We start from the raw sequence: 16,854 nt of genomic DNA, 5'->3' as shown, positions 1-16,854 counted from the left end.
ATTAGCCCAATCATGCTTGGGCGGCGGCGACAGCAACTGGAGTTCGTGGTGACCAAGGCCCGCGTCGGGCATGGCGGTCGGCGCAAGGGCGCGGGCCGCAAGCGCGTCGGTGCGCCGACGCCGCCGCACCGCGCGCGGCCGGTCCACGATCCGCGGCAGCCGGTGCACGTCGTGTTGAAGGTCGTCGGGGACGTCGGGCGCTTGCGGCGGCGCAGCGCGTACCAGGCGATGCGCTGGGCGATGGTGCGCGCGCTGGGGCGTCACGACTTCCGCGTGGTCCACGTGTCGATCCAGGGCAACCACATCCACCTCTTGTGCGAGGCCGACGACCGCCTCGCGCTGGCGAACGGCGTGCGCGGCCTGTGCATCTCGGCGGCGCGGCGGCTGAACCTGGCGATCTCCGAGGAGCGCGGCGTCAAGCGGCGCGGCCGGGTGTTCGCGGCGCGCTACCACGCGACGCCGATCACGACCCCGCGCCAGGCCCGCAACGCGCTGGCGTACGTGCTCAACAACTGGCGACGTCATCGCGCCGACCATGGCGGTGTCGGTCAGCGCCGCGCCCAGGTCGATCCGTACTCGACGGCGGTGTGGTTTGTCGGCTGGGCCGAGCGCGACGGCGTGCCGTTCGCGTGGCCGCGCGGCTTCGAGCCGCTGCCGTCGGCGCGGCCGCAGACCTGGCTGCTCGCCGACGGCTGGCGTCGAGGCGGCGCGCCGCCGAGCCTGTGGCAGGTGCCGGGCGCGATCGACGGCTGAGGCCAGGGCTCAGCGCCCGTACCTTCTTCGGTCGAGCACCGGTCCACGCGCCGGAGTCTCGCGTCCAGGGTAGGGCCTGTCGGGGCTTGCCCCCGACGGTGACGGCGCGGTCGGGGCGAGGCCGCTGACCTCGGCGTACCTCTGCACCTGCTTGGTTCGGCGACGAACCCTCTGAAACCAGAGCTTGTCGCTCTTTCGGTCGAGCACCGGTCCACGCGCCGGGAGTCTCGCGTCTCGGAGAGGAGGCTCGGCGGGGCTTGCCCCGACGAGGGGAGGCCTGGCGACCTGGCGACAGACCTCCCTGGAAATCAGTGCCAGAAGCCGACCGAGACGCCGGCGTTGCCGAAGCGCGGGGCGAAGTCGCCGGTGACGCCGGCGCGGACGCGGTAGCGGCGGCCCCAGGCGCGCACGCCGAACGCGGCGACCTCGACGCCGCCGGTGGCGTGGACGCGGCCGCCGACGCCGGCGAAGCGGCCGGGCTCCCAGTAGCTGCCGGCGCGGATCCGCAGGCGCCCGGGCAGCGCCTCCCACTCGACGCCGCCGCGCAGCCACAGCGACGGCGCGCGCCCCGAGGGTTGCCACAGCTTGTGGGCGAAGGCCTCGAGGCCCATGCCGTCGGCGACCGGCCCGGCCACGACCACGTCGGCGCCGACGATCACCTGGCGCTCGTCGCGGAAGCGGCCGGCGACCCACTGGTTCCACGCGGTCGGCGCGATCCGCCAGGCGACGCCGACGCCGACCTGCCACGGCACCTCGACCCGGTCGGGCAAGATGTAGCCGGCGCAGTCGACCGGATCGCACGACGCGGTCTCGACCTCGCGGCCGGGCGCGGCGAGCGCGCCGACCACGCCGACGCGCAGCGCGTGGCCGAACGGCCGGTAGAGCGCGCCGACCTCGAGGCCACTGCCGACCAGCGCGAACATCGGGTCGGCGCCGTCGAGCTCGAGGCGCCCGACCCGGATCGCCGCGCCGCCCGTCCAGGTCTCGTCGCCGGGCGCGTACGCGACCGCGACCTTGCCGACGCTGGTGGTCGCGGTGACCGTGCCGTCGGGCGTCGGCAGCCCGACCGTCGCGGCGCCGCCGACCACCGCGACGCCCCAGGCGCCGTAGACGCCGCTGACGCCGAAGCTGGTGCGACGATCGGCGCGGTCGGCGTCGGGGATGCCGTTGTTGTCGAAGTCGCTGGCGACCACCGCCGACAGCGCGTCGAGGTGGAAGTCCCAGTCCCAGGTCGAGGTCGACGTCGCCGGCCGCGCGGCCGCGGCGGCCGGGTTCGACAGCGCGCCGGCCGAGCCCTCACCGACCGCGAGCTGGACGCCGCCCATGCCGACGATGCGGGCCGAGCCGACCACCGCGCCGTCGTAGAGATCGAGGCTCCACGCGCGGTCGGTGATCGGCGCCAGGTCGTCGGCGCGGGCCGCCGGCGTCGTCCGCGCCGCACAGAGCGCCGCGATGATCGCGAGCGTGAGGCGGTCGGCGCGCCGCATCGCTCAGCCGGCGAGGTGCGCGATCAGCGCCGCCCGGGCGTCGGCGTCGAGGGCCCGGTCGAGCGCGGCGCACAGCGCCTCCTCCTCGTCGTCGTGGACCCCGAGCGCGGCGTGCAGCGCGGCCTTGGCGTGGAGCGCGGCGCCGCGGTCGTGGGTCGCCGTGGCGGTGATCATCGTCGCGATCAGCGCCTCGATCTCGCGGTGCTGCGCGTTCATCGCCGCCAGCAGCTCGAGGTCGGCGGCCGGCGAGCGCGCGAACGCCGGGAACAGCTGGGTCTCCTCGAGCGCGATGTGGCGCCGCAGCCCCGCGGCGAGCTCGGCCAGCGCGGCGTTGGCCTCGGGTAGGTGACCGTCGTCGAGCTGGTGCGCGGTCTTCGCCAGGCTGGCGTCGATGGCTCCGTGCAGCTCGTCCATGCGGTCGGCGATCGAGGAGGTCACGGTCACCGGCCGATCGTACTCGAAGTCGCGCCCGGCGGCTGGGAACCCCGTCAACGGGACGCCCGGCCGCGGCGGCGCGCGAACGCGACGATCTGCGCGCGCACGAACCGCGCGGCGTCGTCGTCCTCGGCGCTGGCCGGCCAGCGCAGCTCGGTCGCCGCGCCCGCCAGCGCGAACGGCGGCTCGTGCGCGCGTAGCTCGGGGTGGAGCGCGCGCAGGTGCGTGGCGATCACGCGCGGCACCGTCGCCAGCATCGCGGTGCCCCGGACCCGCGCACCCCGGCGCAGCTCGACGAGGCCCTCGGCGCGCTGGCCATCACGCTCTCGGCCGACGAGGCCAGCGCGCTGGCCGCGGCGGTCTCGGCCGACGAGGTCGCGGGGGCCCGGTGCCCCGAGTTCCAGATGGCGCACCTCGACAGCGAGCGCTGAGCGTAGGACCTCGCGACACCGAGGTCGTCGCGGGTGTGGAGGATCGCCGCACCCGCGCGGGCGGGCCCGTGGTCGCGCGCACCTGCGCTTGGCCAGCGGCTTGCTTCTGTCGACCGGATGACCTCGCTCCCGCGTCTCTCGATGGTCGCGCTGTTCGTGGCCGCCTGCGGCGGCGGCGGTGACGACGGCGGCGACCCGCCGGTCACCGGCGTCACGTGGTACGCCGACGTCGCGCCGATCCTGGCCCAGCACTGCATGGGCTGCCACAAGGACGGCGGCATCGCGCCGTTCGTGCTGACCGACTACGACGCGGCCGCGCCGATCGCGCCGCAGCTGCTCGAGGCGGTCGAGGCCGGGATCATGCCGCCGTTCGACGCGCGCGCGTCGGCCGGGTGCACGCCCCGCCACGGCTGGCAGGACGACCCGCGGTTGTCGGCGGCCGAGGAGGACACGCTGCGGGCGTGGATCGCCAACGGCACGCCGGCCGGCGCGGTCGCGCCGGTGCCGCCGCCGCCGGTCTACGAGCTGCCCGGGGTCAACCGCACGCTGGCGCCGACCACGCCGTTCGTGACCACCGGCGACGCCGATCAGTTCATCTGCTTCGCGCTCGATCCCGGCGTCACCGACCTGACCTGGATGACCGGCCTGCAGATCCGCGCCGGCAACCCCGACGTCGTCCACCACGCGGTGACGGTGGCGCTGTTCCCCAAGCGCGCGCCCGGCGACCCCGACGGCCCCAACGAGCAGCTGCGCGCGGCCGGCACGATCGGCGTGCCCTTCGACTGCGCCGACGGCGGCGTCACGACCATGGCCAACTCGTTCTTGCTCGGGGTGTGGACGCCCGGCAACCAGCCGATCGATCTGCCGCGCGGGGTCGCGGCGCCGCTCTTGGCCCGCAGCTTGATCGTGATCCAGATCCACTACCACCCGGGCGGCCGGCTCACGAACGCGCCCGACGCCACCGCGATCGACCTGCGCCTCGACAACGTCCGCCCGACCCAGCTCTACACCGCGACCGCGGTCGGCAACGCTGGCCGCGCGCCCGACCTGTTGCCGGGGCCGGCCGATCGCGGCGCGCCCGAGTTCCGCATCCCGGCCGGCAGCGCCGATCACCGCGAGTCGATGCGCTTCACGATCGGCGCGCTCGACGCGCCGCTGCCGCTGTTCTCGGCCTATCCGCACATGCACTACGTCGGCACCGGCATCGACGTGGCGATCGCGCGCGCGGCCCCGACCGCGGCCCAGCCCGCCGACGAGTGCCTGTACAGCGGCGACTGGAACTTCGACTGGCAGCGCAGCTACCTGTACGACGCGCCGATCGAGGCGCTGCCGACGGTGGCCACCGGCGACGTGATCGACGTGTCGTGCACGTACGACAACACGCTCCGCAACCCGTTCGTGCAGCGGGCCCTGGCCGAGGCCGGGCTCGAGGCGCCGATCGACGTGGTCCTCGGCGAGGAGACCCTCGACGAGATGTGCCTGGGCATCTTCGGCGTGGTCGTGCCGTTCCCGCCGGCGGCGCGGCCGCAGACCGACGCCGACGTGCGCGCGCTGCTCGACCGCGCCGCGCTCACGCTGACGCCGCGCTGACCGCATCGGCGGAGCGCGCGCGGAGCTCCTCCCCAGCGAGCGTCGGACCCGAGCGCCGCCTTTACTTGCTCGCGCTGGCGTGGAACTGCGCGAGCAGCTCGGCCTCGCGCGCCCGCGGCGGGCCCGCCCGCAGCGCCGCCGGATCCGGCCCCTTCGGCGTCGGCGCGCCCTTGGCCTCGGCCGCGGCCCGCAGCTCGGCGGTGACGCGCACGCGCCGCTCGAGCTCGGTCGGGTACCAGGCCAGCAGCCCGGCGACGGTGTCGGCCATCGGCCGGAACGTCAGGCCCGCGGCGATCGCGCGATCGGGCCGCCAGCGGTGGAAGCCGGCGAACTTGCCGACCGGCGCGGTCCAGATCGGGAACGCGTCCTCGCCGCCCATCTCGTGCGCCGCGAGCCACGCGCTCGGCACCCACGTCAGCCTGGCGTCGCCGCCGCCGCCGGCGACGCACGCGTCGAGCACGTCACCCCAGCGCGCCGGCGCGGCGGGGCCGACCGCGTTGAAGATGCCGGCGGTGCCGTGCTCGGCCAGGGTCACCAGCCACGCCGCGAGATCGCGCACGTCGATCCACTGCAGCGGATCGTCGGGGCTGCCGGGGGCCAGCACCTCGCCGCCGGCGGCGACGCGCACCGGCCAGTACGTGAAGCGATCGGACGGATCGCCGGGCCCGACGATGTAGCCGGGCCGGACGATCGTCGCGCGCCCGGGGAACGCGGCCTCGGCCGCCCGCTCGCTCAGCGCCTTGAGCGCGCCGTAGTTCTCGAACTCGGCGCCCATCGACTCGACCGTCGGGTCGGCGATCGTCGCGAGCCGCGCGGTCTCGTCGCCGCCGCGCGCGGGGATCTCGTCGTAGGCCGAGATGCTCGAGATGTAGATGTACTGCTGGCAGCGCGGCGCCAGCAGCTGGGCCGAGGCCCCGACCAGGCGCGGCACGTAGCCGGAGTTGTCGATCACGACGTCCCACGATCGCCCGGCGAGCTGCTCGAGGCCCTTGGGCGAGGCGTCGGGGTGCAGGAGCGCGCCGTCGGGCCCGCGCTCGTCGTCGGCCGGCAGCTCGGGATCGCGGTTGCCGTACAGGTGCTCGACCTCGAACCCGAGCGGCAGCAGCTTCTCGCGCTTGCCGCGGTTGAAGATCGTGACCTCGTGGCCGCGGGCCAGCGCCGCCTCGACGGTCTTGGGCCCGAGGAAGCCGGTGCCGCCGAGGATCAGGATCTTCTTTCGGACCGGCGGCGGCGGCGGCGTGGTCACGGCCACGGCCACGGCCGGCTCCTTCTTGGATGACGAGCAGGCGGCGGCGCCGAGGCCGAGCGCGGTGGCGGCGAGCGCGCCGCGCACGACGTCCCGGCGCGAGAGGTCGCGACGATCGTTCGACATGCGCGCCACGGTAGCAGCGCGGCTCGAGCGACTCGACCGAAACTCAGCGCGCGTCGGCGGATTTCTCGACGGTCGCAGCCGTCGCAGCCGTCGCGTGCGACGTCGCAGCCATCACCGCCGCGGGCCGGGACCAGCGCGAGGCGGCGCTACGCGAGGTTGTGGTAGACGGCCTGGACGTCGTCGTCGCCCTCGAGCGCGTCGATCAGCTCGAGCACCTCCTTGGCGTGGTCCTCGGGCAGCTCGACCAGGGTCGGGGCCACGTACTCGGACGCCGACGAGATGAGCTTGAGGCCGCGCGCTTCGATCGCGGTCGCGAGCGTGCCGAAGTCGGTGAACGCGCTGCGGATGATCAGCTGGGGCTCGCCCTTGTCGCCGGTGCCCTCGCCCAGCTCCTGCAGGCCGTGATCGATCAGCTCGAGCTCGAGCTCCTCGAGGTCGCCCTCGTGCGGCGCCAGCCGGAACACGCCCATGCGCTGGAACAGGAACGCGACCGAGCCGGTCGAGCCGAAGTTGCCGCCGTTGGCGCGGAAGTGCATGCGCACGTTGGCGACGGTGCGGGTGACGTTGTCGGTCGCGGTCTCGACCAGCACCGCGATGCCGTGGGGCGCGTAGCCCTCGTAGATCACGATCTCGTAGTCGGCGCCGCCCTGACCGCTGGCCTTCTTGATCGCCCCCTCGATCTTGTCCTTGGGCATGTTCGCGGCCCGGGCGTTCTGCAGCACCCGCCGCAGCGTCGGGTTGGCGTCGGGCGTCGGCCCGCCCGACCGCACCGCGATCGCGATGTCGCGGCCGACCCGGGTGAACAGCTTCGCCATGCGATCGGCGCGGGCGAAGATCGTGGACTTCCGTTTCTCGAAGGCGCGGCCCATGGGGCGCAGCCTAGATCAGCGGCGGCCCGCCGTCACGGGCCAGGTCGCGCAAGCGCGCGGGCGCGCCACCGGCTCGGAGCTTGTCGCGGTCTCGGTCGAGCGCCGGTCCACGCGCCGGGCGGCGCGCGTCGTGGAGGCGCGGCTCGTCGGAGCTCGCCCGAGGTCCCGACGTGCTTCGACCGTGACCTCGGACGTCGCGTGCCCCAGCACCGGCCTGGCCCTGGCGACGGGCCCTCTGAACCTCAGCGCTTGTAACTTCTTCGGTCGAGCACCGGTCGGCGCGCCGGGAGTTTCGCGTCGTGGGTGGGGGCCCCGTCGGGGCTTGCCCCCGACGGGGGAGGGCCTGGCGACAGGCCCTCTGAAACTCAGACGCCGTCGCAGACCATCGACGCCGGTTGATCGGCGCAGGCGTTGTTCGGGTCGCAGAAGTCGCTGGTGCACTCGTCGTCGAACGAGCAGGCCGCGCCGTTGGCCTTGTCAGCCGCGCAGGTCGTCGTCGTGAAGTCGCACCACGCGCTGGCGACGCACGACGCCGCGTCGCAGGCCATGCCGACGGTCGCGAGCGCGGTGCAGGTGCCGAGGGCGGTGGAGGTGGCGCCGTCGCAGCTGGCCTCGCCGACGCACTCGTTGCTGCTCTTGCAGGCCCCGCCGGCCGCGACCTGGCCGACCAGGACGCGCTCGCACGCGCCGGCCTGCCCGAGCTCGACCGAGCAGGCGGCCCCGTCGATGGCCGCGACGCAGTCGGCGGCCGCGCCCTCGTCGTAGGTGATGCGGCCGGCGGCGAGGGCCTCGCTGTCGAACAGCAGGCCCTGGTACAGCGCGGCGAGCGCGGTCGTGCACTCGGCCTGGGTGGTCGGCGGCGGGTTGAAGATCTGGAACCGATCCATCAGCTCGGCGGCGTCGCAGCAGCGGAACGACTGCTCGCACGCGGCGGCGGCGAGCTTGCTCGGGAACTGATCCATCGGGATCGAGCCGTTGTCGTCGCTGCACGCCAGCATCGACGTGGTCAGGATCGCGATCAGGGACATCAAGGGAATCGAACGCATCACCGTCTCCTTGCTAGTTGAAGCCACGCTAGCCCGAGCGGACGGTCCGGCGCAAAGCCGGGCCGCGCGCGCGGCATCGGTCACAGGAGCGGCGCGAGCTCGGCCGCCGCCGGGAACAGGCCGAACACCCCGCCGGTGTGGACGAACACGATGCGCTCGCCGAACCGGGCCGGATCGCGCGCCAGCTCGGTGACGATGCCGTGGAACGCCTTGCCGGTGTAGACCGGGTCGAGCACGAGCCCGTCGCGCCGGCACAGGTCGCGGATCGTCGCCAGCTCCTCGGGCCGGCTCCGGGCGTAGCCGAGGCCGACGTGACCGTCGACCAGCTCGATGTCGTCCGCGGTGATCGTCGCCGGCAGCGCCCAGCGCTCGATCATGTCGGCGCAGATGCGGCCGATCGTGCGCACGAAGTACGCGCGGTCGTCGCACACGTTGACGCCGGCGATGCGCGCGGTCAGGCCGTGCAGCCGCGCGCCCAGGACCAGCCCGGCGCCGGTGCCGCCCGAGCCGCACGCGTACAGGATCGTCGTCGGGCGCGCCGGCAGCGTCGCGAGGTCGTCGGCCAGCTCGCCGGCGGCGGCGACGTAGCCCCACGAGCCGGTCGCGTTCGAGCCGCCCTCGGGGATGACGTAGGGCCGGCCGCCCTCGGCGCGCACCGCGTCGGCCTCCGCGGCCATGAGCTCGGTGCGCCGGGCCCAGTCGGGGCGGCTGATCCAGCGGATCGTCGCGCCGGCCAGGCGGTCGAGCAGGATGTTGCCGGTGGCGGCCGGCGGCCGGTCCGGATCGTCGGTGCGCAGCACCAGCCGGCAGCGCAGGCCCCGGCGCGCGGCCGCCAGCGCGGTGGCCCGGGCGTGGTTCGACTGCTCGCCGCCGCAGGTGATCAGCGTGTCGGCGCCCTGATCCTCGGCCTCGGCCACCAGGAACTCGAGCTTGCGGACCTTGTTGCCGGTGAGCTCGGCCCCGGTGAGGTCGTCGCGCTTGACCAGCACCTCGACCCCGAGCGCGGCGCTGGTGCGCGGCAGGGGCTCGAGCGGGGTGCCGGTGCGGGCGAGCGCGACCTTGCGCGGGTAGGGCAGGCGCGGGCGGATGAACGACATGGCGCATCGTAGCGCCGTCGCGATACAATGTTCCGATGCGTGCGGTGGTCGTCGTCGGTCCCGTCGGCGCCGGCCTGCCCAGCGCCCTCGGCGTGACCGCCGGGCCCGGCGCACCGGGTGGTACGACCATGTGCGCGCCGGCGCTCGCCGATCGTGCCCAGGTCGGTCCCCCGAGCTCCGCGCGCCGGCTGCACGTGGGTGTGCGCCGCCACGCCCGCACGGCGCGGGCGCGCTGCGGGCATGGGGCGACCCGGTGACCCGCGTCGAAAAGAATGCCCGCGTCGCGCCGCGTGTTAGATCGATCGTGGTGACCCGTCGCGCTGCCCTCGCGTTCGCGTTGACCGCGCTGACCCTGGTCGGGCCCGCATCGGCGCAGGGGCCGAAGGTCCCGACGCCTCGGGGCTGGCCCCAGCCGGCGGCCGGCGCGTCGGCCAGCGGGGAGACCGAGATCTTGCTGACGTTCGACGACGGCCCCGACGCCGACACCACCCGGGTCGTGCTCGATCTGCTGCGCGACCGCGGCATCCGCGCGGTGTTCTTCCAGGTCGGCTGGCGGTTCCGGCGTGGCGACGTCGCCAAGGCCCAGGCGCTCGAGCATCGGATCATCCGCGAGGGTCACATCGTCGGCAACCACACGATCAACCACGTCCAGCTGTGCTCGGTCGACCGGGAGCTGGGGCGGGCCGAGGTCGAGGGCTCCCGGGCGCTGCTCGAGCAGGCGACCGGCATGCCGGTGCCGTGGTTCCGCACGCCCTACGGCGCGCGCTGCCCCCGGGTCGAGCGCCTGCTGGGCGAGCTGGGCCTGCAGCACTTCCACTGGGACATCGATCCGCAGGAGTGGCGCGGGCTCGGCGCCAAGGCCACCGCGGCGCGCGTGATCCACGCGATCAACCGCATCGACGGCCGCGGCGTGCTGCTCATGCACGACACCAAGTTCGCCACGCGGTTCGCGCTGCCCGAGGTGTTGAAGTGGATCGACGCCGAGAACGTGCGCCGCAGGAAGCGCGGCCGGCCCGGCATCCGCATCATCGGCGGCGATCAGGTCGCGGCCGAGCAGATCGCGCCGACGCTCGCGTGGCTCCGCGCCGCGATCGGCCACGGCCGGGCCGGCGTCGACGCCGCGCTGGTCGCGACCGTGCCGTAGCAGGCCCGATCGTCGCCCCAGGGGCGGTGGCCGGGCGGTTCGCGTCTCAGGCGGGCTCGGGCCGGCGCTCGCTCCAACCGGGGATGGGCGTGGCGACACGCGCTCGAGCTCAGCGCCGGCGCCGCCGGGTCGCCAGCACCGCCGCCGCGGCCACCAGCGCCGGCGTCAGCAGCGGCGCGCGGTGGCGATCGGCCGCGCAGCCGCCGGTCTCGGGCTCGGGATCGGTCACGGTGACCAGGGTCGGCGGCCCGAGGTTGCCGTTCAGATCGACCGCGCGCACGGCCAGCTGGAACGTCCAGCCGTGATCGTCGCCGTCGAAGCGGAGCAGCAGCGCGCCGCTGTAGGCCGGGCGCACCGGCGTCGCCTCGAACCACAGCTCGGCGGGGGCGGTGCCGCCGACGACGGCGACCTGGTAGCCGAGCTGATCGGCCGGGGCGCGATCGTCGGTGGCCGTCACGGTCAGCTCGATCATCGACAGGTCGCCGCAGGTCGCCATGCCGCAGCCGCCGCTGTCCTGGTTGCGCGTGACCTGAACGTCGGCGAGCGCGGGCGCGCTCGGCGCGATCGCGTCGCCGGCGTAGGCTGGGTCGACGCTGTGCGGGTCGTTGGTGACCGGCGAGCACGCCGCGGCGGGGCGGGCGGTGACGAACCCGAGGGCGGCGGTGAGGGCGGCGGTGAGGGCGGTGGAGAGGGCGGTGGAGAGGGCGGTGGAGAGGGCGGTGGTGCGGTGGCGGCGCATGCGCGGGGACATTGCAACCGCGCGGCCAGGCCCGATCGTGGCGCAACCGCTGGCAGCTCGACGGCGGCGGCGGCGGAGCCACGCGCCACCGCTGTCGCGGCCGCAGCCGGGCGATCGCAGATTTCTGGCGGCGTGACACCGCTGTCGCGGCGCCGGTCGGTCGAGGCGCGCGCGCCGGGCCCGTGGTAAGGTGCCTGCCGGCCGCTCGCCGGCCCCCGCATGTTCCGAATTCGACAATCATATCGAGAGGATGCCGAGCAGATCTTGGCGGTCGCGGAGCACCTCGACACCGTCAACCTGCCCGCCGATCGCCGGCTGATCGAGCGGATCCTGGAGCTGTCCGAGCACAGCTTCGCCGAGACCGTCCCGGCGGTGGAGCGCGAGTACCTGTTCGTGCTCGAGGACCTCGAGCACAAGCGCGTCATCGGCACCTCGATGATCCACGCGCAGCACGGCACCAAGCGCGCGCCGCACATCTTCTTCCGGGTCGAGAACGACGAGCGCTACTCGTACACGCTCGATCGCTACTTCGTCCATCGCACGCTGCGCATCGGCTACAACTACGCCGGGCCGACCGAGATCGGCGGGTTGATCCTGCTGCCGGAGTACCGCGGCAACCCCGAGTCGCTCGGCAAGCTGCTGTCGTACACGCGGTTCCTGTTCATCCGCATGCACCGCGAGGTGTTCCGCGACCACGTGCTGTCGGAGCTGTTGCCGCCGCTCGAGCCCGACGGGACCAGCAAGCTGTGGGAGCACCTCGGCCGCCACTTCACCGGCCTCAGCTACCAGGAGGCGGATCTCCTGTCGAAGGACAACAAGGAGTTCATCCACGCCTTGTTCCCCGACGATCCGATCCACTGCGAGCTGCTGCCGGCCGAGGTCCGCGACATCATCGGCAAGGTCGGGCCCGAGACCCGCGGGGTCGAGAAGATCCTCCGGCGGATCGGCTTCGAGTACGCCGGCCAGATCGATCCGTTCGACGGCGGCCCCCACTTCGTGGCGACGACCGATCAGATCCCGCTGGTGCGCGACGCCGATCGCGTGCGCCTGGTGGTGGTCGACGACGCCGATGGCGCCCGGCCGTGGGCGGTCCTGGCGGCCGAGCACCCGACCCAGCGGCCGGGCTTCCGCGCCGTCGGGGCGCGCGTGATCAAGATGGACGACGGGCGCTTCGGCGTGACCCGCGACGTGGTCGCGCGGCTCGACGTGCCCCCCGACCTGCCGGTGTGGCTGGTGCTGGCGTGAACGCGCTGGCGCTCGCCGCGGTGGTCGCGGCCGGGTGTCAGGTCGCGACCGCGCAGGCTCCGCCCGAGCAGGGCGCGCTGCAGCTCGGCAGCGTCGTGACCCCGCCGACCGAGTGGACCGCGCTGCCCGAGGTGGCGCGCGCCGCGACCGCGACCCTCGGGGCCGCCGCGCTGGCCTGGGGCGATCCAGGCCGCGGCTGCTACGCGGTGGTGATCGGCGCGCGCGCGCCGCGGCAGAACCCCGAGGACGCGCTGGCCGAGCTGGCGACGCGCCTGACCAGCGACCTGGGCCTGACCGGCTGGTCGAGCACCGGCTCCGACGGCGGCGGCCAGATCGCGCGCGGTCCGCTGACCGGCAGCGTCCGCGCCAGCGCGCGCGCGGTCGGCGTCGGCGCCGTCGTCGTGGTCGCGGCCTGCGTCGCCAACCCGCGCGAGCCGGCGCCCTGCGCCACCCTGTGCCAGGGCGTGCTGGCTTCGTTCGATGCCGCCAAGGTGATCCCGTGACGAGAACCTCGCTCGCGCTCCTGTTCGTCGCGGCCCTCGTGGCCCCGTCCCTCGCGCAACCGGGCGATCGCCCCGCCCACCCGCCGGCGCCGGTGGCGCGGGTGGCGTCGCCCAGCGGCTGGCTCGTCGACAAGCCCAGCGCCGACCGCGTCGCCGCCCAGCTCGGCAACGAGGACCTGTTCGCGGGCGTGCCGATCAGCGTCGACGCCCAGGCGTGGACCTCGCCGACGCCGGGCGCGCTGCTGATCGGGACCCAGGTGACCACCGAGCTGATGCCGGTCGCGCCCGCCGCCTCCGCCTCCGCCGCGCTGCACGCGACCCGGGCCGGCGCCGACGCGGTCACCGACGCCAAGGTGTCGCGCTGGGACGTGACGATCGATCCCGCGGGCAAGCTGCACGAGGCCAGGCTCGAGTGGAGCGACCCGACGGTCGGCACCACCGTGCTGGCGCGGACGCTGGTGTTCCGCACCGGCGGCGCGCTGGTGCGGATCGGCGGCGAGTGCATCCTCGGGCCCGACGCCGCCGGGCTGCGGGCCGCGTGCGAGGCGGCGCTGGCGTCGATCGCGCCGATCGCGACCGCGCTCGAGCCGGTGGCCGTCAGCGCCACGCCACCGGTGGCGGTCGAGCCGGCGCCGCCGCCGACGTCGACGCCGACGCCGACGCCGGACCGCGACCGCGGCAGCGCGGCGCCGGGCATCCGCGCGCGCGAAGGGGAGATCCCGGCGACGATCATGGTGCGGCCAGCGCCCAAGCAGACCGATCGCCGCCCGTACTACCTGCTGGGCGGCGTGGTGATCCTGGGGTTGGTGTTCTGGTGGAACCGGCGCGAGCGCGAGCAGCGCGAGGCGGCCGAGCGGGCCGAGGAGGCGCGGCGGGCGCGGCGCGAGCGCGGGCGCGGGAAGGACGCGGCCGCGGGGGACGACGCCGCCGAGGATGACGCGGCCGCCGCCGCGGATGGCGGGGCCGACGACGGCGCGGATGCCGCGGACGCCGGCGCGGATGACGCGACCGCCGGCGCGGATGACGCGACCGCCGATGCCGAGGACGCCGAGGACGCCAAGGACGCCAAGCGTCCGCGCGAGGAGGACGAGTCGTGACCGAGCTCGCGATCACGCCACCCACCGGCGACGCCATCCTGATCGTCGATGACGAGAAGAACATCCGGCGCACGCTGCGCATGGTCCTCGACAGCGAGGGCCACGTGGTCCATGAGGCCGGCAGCGCCGCCGAGGCCCTCGCGGTGATCGAGCGCGAGCCGGTCGAGCTGATCCTGCTCGACGTCAAGCTCGGCGAGGACAACGGCATCGAGCTGCTGCGCACGCTCAAGGCCCGCGGCGACGACGGCCTCGGCGGCCCCGCCGCCGACGTGCCGGTCGTGATGATCTCGGGCCACGCCACGATCGAGGACGCGGTCGCCGCCACCCGGCTGGGCGCGTTCGACTTCATGGAGAAGCCGCTCGATCGCCACCGGGTGATGGTGACGGTCAAGAACGCGCTCGAGCGCCGGCGCATGTGGCGCGAGGTCAACCAGCTGCGCCGCGCGGTCGACGCCCGCTGGGAGATCCTCGGCACGACGACCGTGGTCAACGACCTGCGCCGGCAGATCGTCAAGGTCGCGCCGACCCGCTCGCGGGTGCTGATCACCGGCGCCAGCGGCACCGGCAAGGAGCTGATCGCGCGCGCGATCCACCGCAACAGCGCGGTGTCGAGCGGGCCGTTCGTCAAGGTCAACTGCGCCGCCATCCCGCCCGAGCTCATCGAGAGCGAGCTGTTCGGTCACGAGCGCGGCGCGTTCACCGGCGCGGTCGCCAAGAAGCGCGGCCTGTTCGAGGTCGCCGACGGCGGCACGATCTTCCTCGACGAGATCGGCGACATGGCGCTGTCGGCCCAGGCCAAGGTCCTGCGGGTGCTGCAGACCGGCGAGTTCACGCGGGTCGGCGGCGAGAAGAGCCTGCGCACCGACTCGCGCGTGGTCGCCGCCACCAACCGCGACCTCGAGGAGATGGTCAAGGCCGGCACCTTCCGCGAGGACCTGTTCTTCCGGCTCAACGTCGTGCCGATCCGGTCGCCCGACCTGGCCGAGCGGCTCGACGACGTGCCGCTCCTGGTCGAGTCGTTCGTGGCCGAGTGCTGCGACGAGAACGGCTTCGCCGGCAAGCCGATCGACGACGTCGTGTTCGATCGGCTCCGGGCCTACGACTGGCCCGGCAACGTGCGCGAGCTGCGCAACGTCGTCGAGCGCCTGGTGATCATGAGCGACGAGGTGATCAGCGAGCGCGACCTGCCGCCGTACCTGGGCGGCCCGCGCAGCGCGGTCGGCCGCTCGACCGGGCCGGTCGCGACGTTGTCGCTCGACAAGTACGCCGGCAAGTCGCTGCGCGAGTTCCGCGAGGAGATCGAGAGCGAGTTCATCCGGATGAAGCTCGCCGAGCTCAACTGGAACATCTCGAAGACCGCCCAGGTCCTCGGCATCGAGCGCACCAACCTGCACAAGAAGCTGCGCGCCCTCGGCATCCACCGCGGCGAAGACGGCAAGGACGAGTAGCCGGGCGGCGCGGCGACGACCGCGCCCGCGCCGGTCCAGGCACTGTCCTTGCCCGCGGGCGGCGCGGCGGATGCCGTATACTGCGTCCCATGGCGCGCCGCGGCCGGATCCTCGCGACCAAGTGGGGCATGAACCCCAACTCGTCGAGCCTGGGCGTCGACGTGACGTTCCTCTTGTTCGGCGCGACCGCGATCGCGCTGGCGACGCCGCTGGTCGGCGCGCTCCTGCGCTGGCGCAAGCCGGCCGGGTCCCCGGCGGTGGCGCCGGCGCCGACCGCGCCGGCGCCGGCCTCCTCGGGCGACGCGTGATCGCGCGGCTGCGCGGCTGGCTGGCCGATCCGCTGGCGGCGGCGCGGCGCAGCCGGATCGAGGCGTTCGGGGCGATCGTGCAGCTGACCCGGCCGCGGGCGCTGGTGTTCGTCGATCGCGATCGCGCGCGCGCGCTGGGGCTCGAGGGCGGCGCCGCCTGGGCCGCGCCCGCGACCGACGGCGTGCTCGATCGCGCGCCGCTGTCCGCGCCGCTCGAGGCCCACCTGCAGCTGACCAACCGCTGCGACGCCGGCTGCGCTGGCTGCTACACCGGCGCCAGCGCCGCGGCCGGCGCCGGCGAGTGGGGCCTGGTCGAGTGGCGCCGCGCGCTCGACGTGCTGGCCGACGCCGGGGTGTTCCACGTCGCGCTCGGCGGCGGCGAGAGCGCGACCCTGCCGTGGCTGGGCGAGCTGGCCGCGCACGCGCGCGCGCGCGGGCTGGTGCCCAACCTCACGACCAGCGGCCTGGCCGGGCTCGACCGCCTGCTGCCGATCGCCGATCGCTTCGGCCAGATCAACGTGTCGCTCGACGGGCTCGGCGCGACCTACGGCGCGGTGCGCGGCTTCGACGGGTTCGCGCGGGCCGACGCGGCGCTGCGGGCGCTGCGCTCGATCAAGCGCGCGGTCGGCATCAACGTCGTCGTCACCCGGGCCAACTTCGACGAGCTACCGGCGATCTTCGCGTACGCGCGCGCGCGCCGGCTGTCGGAGGTCGAGCTCCTGCGCTGGAAGCCGGCCGGCCGCGGCGCCGCGGTCTACGAGCGCCTGCGCTGCACCGACGCCCAGCACCGGGCGCTGTTGCCGACGGTGCTGGCCGCGGCCCGGCGCGCGCGGATCCGGGTCAAGCTCGACTGCTCGTACACGCCGATGATCGCGCACCACGATCCCGGGCCGGCGGTGCTCGCCCAGCTCGCGGTCTACGGCTGCGCCGGCGGCGACCACCTGATCGGCGCCAAGCCCAGCGGCGCGATCACCGCGTGCAGCTTCGCGGCGCCGCCGCCGCCGCGCGGCGACCACCGCCCGACCGTCACCGACCTGCCGGCCTACTGGACCCAGGCCGACGCGTTCGGGCGCTTCCGGACCTGGCGCGAGGCCGCGGCCGAGCCGTGTCGGACCTGCGCGTACCTGACCCAGTGCCGCGGCGGCTGCCGGGTCGTCAGCGCCCACGCCGGCGACGTCGGCGCGCCCGATCCCGAGTGCCCGCGCGTCGTCGATTTCCGTAGGCGCGGCGTTGCTTTCGGCAACGATCGCGAGCCGGTTCGGCGTCGGCTCCCCATGGTATAGACGCGCG

At 74.7% G+C, this 16,854-nt stretch carries 18 protein-coding genes; 10 read left to right on the top strand and 8 right to left on the bottom strand.

The window, feature by feature from the left end; translation table 11 throughout:
• The first annotated feature begins 12 nt into the window (after window positions 1–12).
• Window positions 13–753 carry a transposase gene (locus IPL61_24215; GenBank protein MBK9034332.1) on the top strand — a complete coding sequence of 247 codons (741 nt, stop codon included), beginning with the start codon at window positions 13–15 and terminating at the stop codon, window positions 751–753.
• Window positions 754–1,061: 308 nt separating this feature from the next.
• Here the strand turns inward: IPL61_24215 and IPL61_24210 are convergent, their stop codons facing one another.
• From IPL61_24210 to IPL61_24200, 3 genes are read right to left on the bottom strand one after another with little or no spacing between them, the layout of a single operon-like run.
• Window positions 1,062–2,240, bottom strand: coding sequence for a hypothetical protein (locus tag IPL61_24210; GenBank protein MBK9034331.1), 1,179 nt, complete (start codon window positions 2,238–2,240; stop codon window positions 1,062–1,064).
• A gap of 3 nt (window positions 2,241–2,243) precedes the next feature.
• Window positions 2,244–2,684 carry a hemerythrin domain-containing protein gene (locus IPL61_24205; protein ID MBK9034330.1) on the bottom strand — a complete coding sequence of 147 codons (441 nt, stop codon included), beginning with the start codon at window positions 2,682–2,684 and terminating at the stop codon, window positions 2,244–2,246.
• Window positions 2,685–2,728: 44 nt separating this feature from the next.
• Window positions 2,729–2,911, bottom strand: coding sequence for a hypothetical protein (locus IPL61_24200; GenBank protein MBK9034329.1), 183 nt, complete (start codon window positions 2,909–2,911; stop codon window positions 2,729–2,731).
• Here IPL61_24200 and IPL61_24195 point away from each other — a divergent pair.
• Both IPL61_24195 and IPL61_24190 read left to right on the top strand, forming a co-directional pair.
• On the top strand, window positions 2,897–3,106 hold the full coding sequence (locus IPL61_24195; GenBank protein MBK9034328.1) for a hypothetical protein: 210 nt from the start codon (window positions 2,897–2,899) through the stop codon (window positions 3,104–3,106). The genes IPL61_24200 and IPL61_24195 overlap by 15 nt on opposite strands.
• 117 nt (window positions 3,107–3,223) lie before the next feature.
• Window positions 3,224–4,696, top strand: coding sequence for a hypothetical protein (locus IPL61_24190; GenBank protein ID MBK9034327.1), 1,473 nt, complete (start codon window positions 3,224–3,226; stop codon window positions 4,694–4,696).
• A gap of 61 nt (window positions 4,697–4,757) precedes the next feature.
• On the opposite strand, the gene IPL61_24185 is transcribed toward IPL61_24190, so the two are convergent.
• The 4 genes from IPL61_24185 to IPL61_24170 form a co-directional block, all read right to left on the bottom strand.
• Window positions 4,758–6,068: an NAD-dependent epimerase/dehydratase family protein gene (locus tag IPL61_24185; GenBank protein ID MBK9034326.1), complete on the bottom strand. Its 1,311-nt coding sequence runs from the start codon at window positions 6,066–6,068 to the stop codon at window positions 4,758–4,760.
• Between the two features lie 146 nt (window positions 6,069–6,214).
• Window positions 6,215–6,937, bottom strand: a complete 723-nt coding sequence (locus IPL61_24180; protein ID MBK9034325.1) for a YebC/PmpR family DNA-binding transcriptional regulator — start codon at window positions 6,935–6,937, stop codon at window positions 6,215–6,217.
• Between the two features lie 365 nt (window positions 6,938–7,302).
• Window positions 7,303–7,965, bottom strand: coding sequence for a hypothetical protein (locus tag IPL61_24175; GenBank protein MBK9034324.1), 663 nt, complete (start codon window positions 7,963–7,965; stop codon window positions 7,303–7,305).
• Window positions 7,966–8,063: 98 nt separating this feature from the next.
• Window positions 8,064–9,080 carry a D-cysteine desulfhydrase family protein gene (locus tag IPL61_24170; GenBank protein ID MBK9034323.1) on the bottom strand — a complete coding sequence of 339 codons (1,017 nt, stop codon included), beginning with the start codon at window positions 9,078–9,080 and terminating at the stop codon, window positions 8,064–8,066.
• Between the two features lie 307 nt (window positions 9,081–9,387).
• Here IPL61_24170 and IPL61_24165 point away from each other — a divergent pair, with 307 nt between their 5' ends.
• Window positions 9,388–10,224 carry a polysaccharide deacetylase family protein gene (locus IPL61_24165; protein ID MBK9034322.1) on the top strand — a complete coding sequence of 279 codons (837 nt, stop codon included), beginning with the start codon at window positions 9,388–9,390 and terminating at the stop codon, window positions 10,222–10,224.
• A gap of 109 nt (window positions 10,225–10,333) precedes the next feature.
• Here IPL61_24165 and IPL61_24160 read toward each other — a convergent pair whose 3' ends face one another.
• On the bottom strand, window positions 10,334–10,963 hold the full coding sequence (locus tag IPL61_24160; GenBank protein ID MBK9034321.1) for a hypothetical protein: 630 nt from the start codon (window positions 10,961–10,963) through the stop codon (window positions 10,334–10,336).
• A 219-nt stretch (window positions 10,964–11,182) separates the two neighbouring features.
• Here IPL61_24160 and IPL61_24155 point away from each other — a divergent pair, with 219 nt between their 5' ends.
• The 6 genes from IPL61_24155 (at window position 11,183) to IPL61_24130 (ending at window position 16,847) form a co-directional block, all read left to right on the top strand.
• On the top strand, window positions 11,183–12,208 hold the full coding sequence (locus IPL61_24155; GenBank protein MBK9034320.1) for an arginine N-succinyltransferase: 1,026 nt from the start codon (window positions 11,183–11,185) through the stop codon (window positions 12,206–12,208).
• Complete coding sequence (locus IPL61_24150) at window positions 12,205–12,711, top strand: hypothetical protein (GenBank protein ID MBK9034319.1); 507 nt, start codon at window positions 12,205–12,207, stop codon at window positions 12,709–12,711. The genes IPL61_24155 and IPL61_24150 overlap by 4 nt, the downstream gene beginning before the upstream one ends.
• The gene (locus IPL61_24145) at window positions 12,708–13,808 is read left to right on the top strand and encodes a hypothetical protein (protein MBK9034318.1); all 1,101 of its coding nucleotides are present in this window, start codon (window positions 12,708–12,710) and stop codon (window positions 13,806–13,808) included. Before IPL61_24150 ends, IPL61_24145 begins: the two co-directional genes overlap by 4 nt.
• An 80-nt stretch (window positions 13,809–13,888) precedes the next feature.
• On the top strand, window positions 13,889–15,256 hold the full coding sequence (locus tag IPL61_24140) for a sigma-54-dependent Fis family transcriptional regulator (GenBank protein ID MBK9034317.1): 1,368 nt from the start codon (window positions 13,889–13,891) through the stop codon (window positions 15,254–15,256).
• Window positions 15,257–15,345: 89 nt separating this feature from the next.
• Entirely contained in the window at window positions 15,346–15,564 is a 219-nt protein-coding gene (locus IPL61_24135) for a hypothetical protein (GenBank protein MBK9034316.1), read from the top strand.
• Window positions 15,561–16,847: an SPASM domain-containing protein gene (locus IPL61_24130; GenBank protein MBK9034315.1), complete on the top strand. Its 1,287-nt coding sequence runs from the start codon at window positions 15,561–15,563 to the stop codon at window positions 16,845–16,847. Before IPL61_24135 ends, IPL61_24130 begins: the two co-directional genes overlap by 4 nt.
• The last annotated feature ends 7 nt before the right edge of the window (window positions 16,848–16,854 follow it).

Source organism: Myxococcales bacterium (assembly GCA_016717005.1).
Lineage (GTDB): Bacteria > Myxococcota_A > Polyangia > Haliangiales > Haliangiaceae > UBA2376.
Note: the sequence above shows the minus strand (reverse complement) of the source record. Positions and strands in the feature narration are given on the sequence as shown.